The sequence below is a fragment of the Roseomonas sp. SRI_022 genome (genome assembly GCF_057586215.1).
The window spans coordinates 186,082-194,687 of sequence record NZ_JBYCZL010000010.1; the positions used below are offsets into that span (position 1 = coordinate 186,082).

Sequence of the window (8,606 nt, forward strand, 5' to 3'; positions counted from 1 at the left end):
GCCGGGCCCCTCACCGCGCCCCTCCCGCCGCGAGGGCGGGCGAGACGGGGCTGTCCTCGGCAGTGCCGCCGGCCCGGGCGCCGACGCGCCGCCGCGTCAGCGCCAGCAGCATCCCCATCCCGATCGCGATGGCGAGCACCGAGGAACCGCCATAGGACACGAAGGGCAGCGTCATCCCCTTGGTCGGGATCAGGTGCAGGGTGGAGGCCATGTTGACGAAGGCCTGCAGCCCGAACTGCGTCAGCAGCCCGGTGCCGGCGAGCATCACGAACAGGTCCGTTTCCGCCAGCAGGCGCATCAGCCCGCGCACCACGATGAAGGCGAACAGGGCGAGGATGACGAGGCAGATCACCATGCCGAATTCCTCGCCGGCCACGGCGAAGACGAAGTCGGCATGGGCGTCGGGCAGCACGTTCTTCACCCGGCCTTCGCCGGGGCCGCGGCCCAGCAGCCCGCCATTGGCGAAGGCCTCCATCGCCACACTGACCTGGTAGGAATCGCCGGACGACGGATCGAGGAAGCGCTGCACGCGCGACTGCACATGCGGAAAGATGAAATAGGCGCCGATCGCCCCGGCGACGCCGATGCCGCCCACCGCGCCGACCAGGAACAGGTTCATCCCCGCGACGAAGAACTGCGCGAAGAACACCGCCGAGACGACGATCAGCATGCCGATATCCGGCTGCCCCTTCAGGATCGCGCCCACGGCGAGGAACAGCCCCAGCGCGATGGTCGCCCCCCAGACCTTGGAGCCCGGCGCCTTGCCTTCTGAGATCAACCAGGCGGCGACCACGGCGAAGAAGGGCTTGAGGAATTCGGAGGGCTGCAGCGACAGGCCCGGGATCGGCAGCCAGCGCCGCGCGCCCTTGATCTCGACGCCGATGACGAGCGTCGCCGCGGTCAGCACCAGCGCGAGGGCGAAGCCGATCAACGCGAAGCGCCGCACGCCGCGCGGCGAGAGCAGCGAGACCGCGACCATCAGCGCCGTCGCCGCCATCAGGTAGACGACCTGCTTGATGAAGAACATGTGGCGCGACGAGGCGCCGATGCGTTCCGCCACCGCGGGGGAGGCGGCGAGCATCATCACATAGCCGAAGCCGATCAGCGCGAGCAGCGCCGCGAGCGTCCAGCGGTCCACCGTCCACCACCAGCGGCCGAGGACGGAGGTGTCGGCGCGGGTGAAGGCCATCAGACGTGCTCCCCGGTGATGGCGCGGGCGAGGTCGCGGAAGCGGTCGCCGCGCGCATCGAAGCCGCTGAACTGGTCCCAGGACGCGCAGGCGGGGGACAGCAGCACGACCGGCGCCGCGCCACCGAAGGCGGCTGCGGCGGCGGCGGGCATGGCGGCGTCGAGCGTGCCGACGATCTCATGCGCCACGCCATGCGCCGCGAGCGTCTTCGCCAGCACCGGCGCGTCGCGCCCGATCAGGAACGCCTTCGCGACGCGCGGGAAGAACGGAAGGAGCGATTCAATCCCGCCCTCCTTCGCCTCCCCGCCTGCGATCCAGACGACGCGGTCATAGGAGGCGAGGGCGCGGGCCGCGCTGTCGGCATTGGTCGCCTTGCTGTCATTGACGAAGACGACGCCGCGCGCCTCGGCGACCCGTTCCTGCCGGTGCGGCAGGCCGGGATAGGTGACGAGGCCGGCGGCGACCTCGTCGCGCGACAGGCCGAGCGCGAAGCAGGCGGCGGCCGCGGCGGCGGCATTCTGCGCATTGTGGCTGCCCGGCAGGTTCGGCGCCGCGCCGAGGTCGAGAATGGTGCCGGCCTCATCGCGCAGCAGGCGACCTTCGGCCCAGATGCCGCCCTTCTGCCGTGTCAGCCCCGAGACCGGCACGACCCGCGCCTTCAACCCGCGCCCCATCGCGGCCGTCGCCGCATCGTCCTGACCCAGCACCGCAACGTCCCTATCGGTCTGGCGCGCGAAGATTCTCGCCTTGGCAGCGGCATAGCCGGCCATGTCACCATGACGGTCGAGGTGATCCGGGCTGAGGTTCAACATGACAGCCATGTTGAAGCGCAGCGTGGCGATTCGCTCCAACATGTAGGACGACATTTCGAGGGTATAGACCCCGTCCGACCCCAACATCTTGAGTCCGAGCGCCGCGGGGCCGAGATTCCCGCCCGCCAGCGCCGACCGCCCCGCACCCGCCAGCAGGTGGTGGATCAGCGCCGTGGTGGTGGATTTGCCGTTGGTCCCGGTGACGCCGACGAAGCGTGCCGAGGAATGCATCGCCAGAACTGCGCGATAGAGGAACTCGGCATCGCACAGGATTGGTGCGCCGGCCGCCTCCGCAGCGCGCGCCGCGGGATGGCTCTTCGGCAGCCGGTGCGGGATGCCCGGCGACAGCAGCAGCGCATCGGCGCGGAAGCGGCCGTCGGTGGGGTCGCGGACCGTCAGCCCGGCTTCCTCCGCCGCGCGTCGCGCCGTCTCGCCATCGTCCCAGGCCTCGACCTCCGCACCCCATTCGGCCAGGCGCAGCGCCGCCGGCAGCCCGGCGCGGCCGAGCCCGACAACGGCGATGCGCGCGCCGCGGAATGGGGTGAAGGGGGGCTCGGGCGCGGTCATCGGATCTTCAGCGTGCTGAGCCCGACCAACGCCAGGATCATGGCGATGATCCAGAAGCGGATCACGATGGTCGGCTCGGCCCAGCCCTTCTTCTCGAAGTGATGGTGCAGCGGCGCCATCAGGAAGACGCGGCGGCCGGTGCGCTTGAACCAGAACACCTGGATCATCACGGACACCGTCTCGACGACGAACAGCCCGCCGACGATCGCCAATACGATCTCGTGCTTCGTCGCCACCGCCAGCGCGCCGAGCGCGCCGCCGAGCGCTAGCGAACCGGTATCGCCCATGAACACCGCCGCCGGCGGCGCGTTGAACCACAGGAAGCCGAGCGCCGCGCCGATCAGCGCGGAGGCGAAGACCGCGAGCTCGCCCGTCCCGGGGACGTAGTGCAGCTGCAGGTAGTCGGCGAAGATGCGGTTGCCGACGAGGTAGGCGATCAGCGCGAAGACCGCCGCGGCGATCATCACCGGCACGACGGCGAGCCCGTCGAGGCCGTCGGTCAGGTTCACCGCGTTCGACGCGCCCATCATCACGAACATGCCGATCAGCGGGAACAGCAGGCCGAAGGGGATCAGCACTTCCTTGAAGACCGGCAGCGCCAGCGTGTCCGCCAGCGGCCCCGGCATCAGCGCGGTGATCCACAGCGCGGCCACCAGGCCAAGGCCGGCCTGCACGAACAGCTTGGTGCGGCCCGACACGCCCTTGGTGTTGCGCTTGGTCACCTTCAGCCAGTCGTCGGCGAAGCCGAGCGCGCCGTAGCCCACCGTCACCAGCAGCACCGCCCAGATCATGCCGGACCGCAGATCCGCCCACAGCAGCGTCGAGACCACGAGTGCGGTCAGGATCATCACGCCGCCCATGGTCGGCGTGCCCTTCTTCTCGATCAGGTGGCGTTCCGGCCCGTCGTCGCGGATCGGCTGGCCACCGCGCTGGAAGGACCGCAGCCAGCGGATGATCGGCGCCCCGAAGACGAGGCAGATCAGCAGCGCGGTCATGCAGGCCGCGCCCGCGCGGAAGGTGTGGTAGCGCGCGAGGTTGAACAGGAAGAAGCTGTCGGAGAACGGCGTGAGGAGATTGTAGATCATGCCCGCGCGCCTTCCGTCAGCGCGGCGACGACGACCGCCATGCGGGACCCGAGCGAACCCTTCACCAGCACGGCATCGCCCGGACGCAGCGCGGCCTTTAGCACCGGGGCGAGGGCGGCGGAATCGACACAATGCGCGCCGCGCTTCACATCCGGCAGCGCGCGATACAGGTAGCCCATCAAGTCCCCGCAGCAGAACACAAGGTCACAGGTGGCAGCGGCATCGGGCGCGAGCGACGCATGGATCGCCGGACCGTCGTCGCCAAGTTCGCGCATGTCGCCCAATGCGGCGATGCGTCGGCTCGCCGCCTGCGCGCCGAGCACGGCGAGCCCGGCGCGGATCGAAGGTGGCGAGGCGTTGTAGGAATCATCGATCAGCAGGGCTTCGCCGCCGGCCACCGCGATGCGGGTCCGGCGACCGCGCCCGGCCGGCGCGCCGAAGGCCGGCAGCGCGGATGCCGCGGTGCGCGGCGACAATCCCAGCGCGGCCACCGCGGCCAGGACCGCGCAGGCATTGAGCGCGACATGCCGCCCCGGTGCTGCCAGCGTCACGCCGATGCGCTCGCCGCGCAGCAGGATCTCGGCGCGCCCGCCATCGTCGCTGCCGTCATAGGCGACCAGCCGCGCATCGGCGCCCGTCGCCTCGCCATGCGTCAGCACCTCAAGCCCCGCGTCGCGCGCGCGCGCGGCCAGCCGCGTCGCGAAGCGGCTGTCGGCCGGCAGCACCAGCGCGCCGCCCGGCGCGATGCCCTCGATGATGTCGCCCTTCTCCTCGGCGATCTCATCCTCGCTGCCGAGCCGCCCGACATGCGCGCTACCGAGATTGGTGATGACACCGATGCGCGGGCGCGCCAGCCGTGCCAGCGGCGCGATCTCACCGCGGTTGTTCATGCCCATCTCGATCACCGCGAAGGCGGCGTCGGCGGGCAGGCGGGCCAGCGTCAGCGGCACGCCCCAATGGTTGTTGTAGGACGCCGCTGCCGCGTGGGTCGGCCCGAAGGCGGACAGCGCGACGCGCAGCATCTCCTTCGTCGTGGTCTTGCCGACCGATCCAGTGACGCCGACGAAGAGGGCCTCGCCGCGCGCCCGCGCGGCGGCGCCGAGCGCGGTCAGCCCGGCCAGCGTGTCGCCCACGCGCAGCAGCGGCGCATCGGTCGCGACACCCGGCGGGTCGCGATCGACCAGCGCCGCCGCGGCGCCGCGCGCCAGCGCATCGGCCACGAAATCATGCCCGTCCCGCGCGTCACGCAGCGCGACGAACAGGTCGCCCGGCGCGATGGTCCGCGTATCGATCGACACGCCGGTCACCGCGACCTCGGGCACGAGCGTGCCGCCGGTCGCCTCGCGCAGCTGCGCCGATGTCCACAGCGCGGTCACGGCGCGACACCCGCGAGCCGGCGCACCACCGTCACGTCGTCGAAGGGATGGACGACGCCGGCGATCTCCTGCCCGCTCTCATGCCCCTTGCCGGCCACCGCCAGCACGTCGCCCGGCCGCAGATCGGCCAGCGCGGCGGCGATGGCGGCCTCGCGCGCACCAGCATCGATCGCCCCCGTCGCGCCGGCCAGCACGGCGCTGCGGATGGCAGCGGCGTCCTCGCTGCGCGGATTGTCGTCCGTCACCCAGACCACATCGGCGGCAGCGGTCGCGGCGGCGCCCATCAGCGGGCGCTTGCCCGGATCGCGGTCGCCGCCCGCGCCGAACAGCACATGCAGCCGCCCGGCGGTATGCGGCCGCAGCGCCGCGAGCAGCCGCGCCAGCGCATCCGGCGTATGCGCGTAGTCGACATAGACCGCCGCGCCATTGGCGAGCACCGCGGCGCGTTCCATCCGCCCCCGCACGCCGGCAAGGCCCGGCAACGTGGCGAGCACGCGATCGGCCGGCTGCCCTGCACCCACCGCAAGGGCGGCGGCGAGCAGCGCATTATCCGCCTGGAAGCGGCCGGGCAGCGGCAGGTGGATGTCGTGCCGCGTGCCGAAGGCTGTGACGCTGAGCGCCAACCCGTCCGGCAGGGGCTGCGCGGCGTGCAGGCGGATGGCGTCGCCGGCCTCGCCCACCGTGAGCAGGCGCAGCCGGCGGCTGCGGGCGATCTCGCGCAGCGCATCGAGCGTCGCCGGGTCCATCTCGGAGCAGGCTGCCGCCGCCGCGCCCGCGGGCAGCAGCGTGTCGAACAGGCGCAGCTTGGCGGCCCGATAGGCCTCCATGCCGCCATGATAGTCCAGATGGTCGCGCGTCAGGTTGCTGAACCCCGCCGCCGCCAGCACCACCCCATCCAGCCGCCGCTGGTCGAGCCCGTGGGAGGACGCCTCCATTGCCGCCGCGCCGAAGCCGGCGCGGGCCAGGGCGGCGAGCGTCGCATGCAGCGCCACCGGATCCGGCGTGGTCAGCGACGGGCCAGGCGGGAAGCCTTCCGCCACCAGCCCGAGCGTGCCGAGTGAGGCGGCGCGCTCCCCTTCCGCGATCCAGATCTGGCGCAGGAAATCGACCGTACTGGTCTTGCCGTTGGTGCCCGTGACGGCGACCACGCTGCGCGGCTGGGCGCCGTGGAAGGCGGCGGCCATCAGTGCCAGCGCGCGGCGCGGATCGGGCGAGGTGATCAGCGGGCGCACCGGCACGCCGGGTGGCCATTCGGTGCCTTCGGGTGCCAGCACCGCGGCGGCACCCCGTTCCACCGCATCGGCGATAAAGGCGCGGCCATCGGCGCGTGCGCCGGGCAGGGCGGCGAAAACCATGCCGGGACCGACCGCGCGGCTGTCCGCTGTCAGCCCTGCGATCGTTGCGTCCTCGGCCGGTCCGGGGAGGCCCGTGCGGCGCATGATCTCACCGAGGCGCAAGGCTCGCCTCCCGCTGCACGGCCGGCCGCGGCGCGGTGGCGGCGGGCGGGGTGGCGGCAGGCTGTGTGGTGGGGCGGCCGGGCGCAGCACGCGGCGGCGCGGCGGCAGCCGGCGTGGTCGTGGGCGCCGGGGCCAAGCCCGGAATGCCGCGACCGTTCATCGGCATGGCGATGGCGCGCGTGATCTCGGGCGTCGCGGGTTCGGGCAGCATGCCAAGGATCGGCGCGATGCGGGAAATCACCATCCCGGCGGCGGGCGCGGCCACCCAGCCGGCAGTCGCGAAGCCATGGCTGCGCGCATTCGGCTTCGGCTCGTCCACCATCACATAGACCGCGTAGCGCGGCGCATGCATCGGGAAGGCGCCGACGAAAGCGGCGATGCGCTTGTTTTCCAGATAGCCGCCGCGCGGGCCGGTCTTCTGCGCCGTGCCTGTCTTGCCGCCGACGAAATACCCCGGCACCTCGGCCGAACGCCCCGACCCGTCGGTGACGACCAGACGCATCAGCCGACGCATCAGCTCCGAGGTGCGCTCGCTGATCACGCGCACGCCCTCGCGCGGCACGCCCGGTTCCTGGGCGAGGATCGTCGGCTGACGCAGGATGCCGCCATTGACGATGGTGGCGCCCGCCGTCGCCACATGCAGCGGCGTGACCGACATGCCGTGGCCGAAGCCGATCGTCATGGTGTTGAGCTCGCGCCAGCTCCGCTGGGACGGCACGAGCGGCAGCGCGGTCTCCGGGATCTCGATGCGCAGGCGGGACGTCATGCCCATGCGCTGCATGAATTCGCGATGCCGGTTCACGCCCACCGCCGCGGCCATGTGCGCCGAGGCGAGGTTGGACGAATAGGCGAGGATCTCCGGCAGGGCGAGCCAGCGCCCCTTGCCGCGATAATCGTTGATGGTGAAGCGCCCGACGCTGATCGGGCGGGATGCGTCGTAGCCGCCCCAGGGTTGCACCGTGCCGTATTCCAGCGCCATCGACGCCGTCAGCAGCTTGAAGGTGGACCCGGGTTCATAGACGCCGACGGTGACGCGGTTGAAGCGCTGGTCCATCGTCGCCGCGCCGACATCGTTGGCGTCGTAGTCGGGCAGGGAGACCATGGCGAGCACCTCGCCGGTCTGCACATCCATCACCACGCCGGCGCCGCCGATGCCGTTGAACTCGGTGATGCCGCGCTGCACCGCGTCGCGCAGCGCGAGCTGCACGCGGATGTCGAGCGACAGGCGCAGGCGTTCGTTCGCTCGCTCGCGCAGGCGCGCGTCGTGGAAGCGCTCGACGCCCGCGATGCCGTGGCCGTCCACGTCCACGCCGCCGATGATGTGCGCGGCGGTGCGCCCCTGCGGGAAATACCGACGCTCGGCTTCCTCGAAATACAGGCCGGGGATGCCGAGGGCGTTGACCTGCGACATCTCCCGCGGCGTGAGCGCGCGGGCGATATAGGCGAATTGCCGTTCGCCGGTCATGCGCTGGATCAGCCGCTCTCGGTCGAGCTGCGGCAGCACGGTGCGCAGCCGGTCGGCGGCATCGGCCGGGTTCTCGATCTGCCGCGGATTGGCATAGAGCGCGGTGAGCGGCAGCGAGACCGCGAGGATCTCGCCATTGCGGTCGGTGACGGTGGCGCGCGCGACCGGCGCCTCGGCGGCGGGTGCCGGCGGGCGGGACAGGGCCGCGGCGCGGCGTCCCTCGGCCGGGTTCAGCACCGTCGCCAGCGCCAGCTTGATCGCGACCACGCCGAAGATGGCCGAGAAGCCGAAGGCGGCGATGACCAACCGCCCGCGCGAGCGTTCCAGGATCGCCCGGCGCATCAGGTCAGGCTGCGTCACCCGCACCAGGGCGCGTGGCGTCGCATCGGTCGCGGCAGGCCGCCGCAGGCCGTAGTGGCTGGCCGGCGCGGAATCCGGCTCGGGCGGGCGGACCACCTCGATGGGAGGGGGGCGGGTCATGCGCGGGCCGTTGCCCTAGCGCGCCATGCCCGGGGGCAGCGTCGCGGCCGCGGCCCGCGCGATCGGTACCGGCGGGGCGAGCGACGGCATGCCGCCGCCGCCGAGCGCGGAGAAACCCAGCGAGGAGCCAGTGACGGGGCGGGGCGCACTAGCCGCGACCGTCTGCGGCTGGGCC

At 72.2% G+C, this 8,606-nt stretch carries 6 protein-coding genes; all 6 read right to left on the bottom strand.

Annotated features, from left to right (window positions below):
• Positions 1-10 precede the first annotated feature (10 nt).
• From AC2YHJ_RS12585 to AC2YHJ_RS12610, 6 genes are read right to left on the bottom strand one after another with little or no spacing between them, the layout of a single operon-like run.
• Entirely contained in the window at positions 11-1,189 is a 1,179-nt protein-coding gene (locus tag AC2YHJ_RS12585; protein ID WP_487396405.1) for an FtsW/RodA/SpoVE family cell cycle protein, read from the bottom strand.
• The gene (murD, locus tag AC2YHJ_RS12590; protein WP_487396406.1) at positions 1,189-2,568 is read right to left on the bottom strand and encodes a UDP-N-acetylmuramoyl-L-alanine--D-glutamate ligase; all 1,380 of its coding nucleotides are present in this window, start codon (positions 2,566-2,568) and stop codon (positions 1,189-1,191) included. Before murD ends, AC2YHJ_RS12585 begins: the two co-directional genes overlap by 1 nt.
• Positions 2,565-3,653, bottom strand: coding sequence for a phospho-N-acetylmuramoyl-pentapeptide-transferase (gene mraY, locus AC2YHJ_RS12595; protein WP_487396407.1), 1,089 nt, complete (start codon positions 3,651-3,653; stop codon positions 2,565-2,567). Before mraY ends, murD begins: the two co-directional genes overlap by 4 nt.
• Positions 3,650-5,029 (bottom strand): UDP-N-acetylmuramoyl-tripeptide--D-alanyl-D-alanine ligase, encoded by a 1,380-nt coding sequence (locus tag AC2YHJ_RS12600; RefSeq protein WP_487396408.1) that lies wholly within the window; start codon positions 5,027-5,029, stop codon positions 3,650-3,652. The genes mraY and AC2YHJ_RS12600 overlap by 4 nt, the downstream gene beginning before the upstream one ends.
• Entirely contained in the window at positions 5,026-6,468 is a 1,443-nt protein-coding gene (locus tag AC2YHJ_RS12605; protein ID WP_487396411.1) for a UDP-N-acetylmuramoyl-L-alanyl-D-glutamate--2,6-diaminopimelate ligase, read from the bottom strand. The genes AC2YHJ_RS12600 and AC2YHJ_RS12605 overlap by 4 nt, the downstream gene beginning before the upstream one ends.
• A 4-nt stretch (positions 6,469-6,472) precedes the next feature.
• Positions 6,473-8,431 (bottom strand): peptidoglycan D,D-transpeptidase FtsI family protein, encoded by a 1,959-nt coding sequence (locus AC2YHJ_RS12610; RefSeq protein WP_487396409.1) that lies wholly within the window; start codon positions 8,429-8,431, stop codon positions 6,473-6,475.
• Positions 8,432-8,606 lie beyond the last annotated feature (175 nt).

Excerpts from the sequence above, each read along its gene's own strand:
- AC2YHJ_RS12585 (WP_487396405.1), bottom strand. The coding sequence starts at position 1,189 with ATGGCCTTCACCCGCGCCGACACCTCCGTCCTCGGCCGCTGGTGGTGG.
- murD (WP_487396406.1), bottom strand. The coding sequence starts at position 2,568 with ATGACCGCGCCCGAGCCCCCCTTCACCCCATTCCGCGGCGCGCGCATC.
- mraY (WP_487396407.1), bottom strand. The coding sequence starts at position 3,653 with ATGATCTACAATCTCCTCACGCCGTTCTCCGACAGCTTCTTCCTGTTC.
- AC2YHJ_RS12605 (WP_487396411.1), bottom strand. The coding sequence starts at position 6,468 with ATGCGCCGCACGGGCCTCCCCGGACCGGCCGAGGACGCAACGATCGCA.
- AC2YHJ_RS12610 (WP_487396409.1), bottom strand. The coding sequence starts at position 8,431 with ATGACCCGCCCCCCTCCCATCGAGGTGGTCCGCCCGCCCGAGCCGGAT.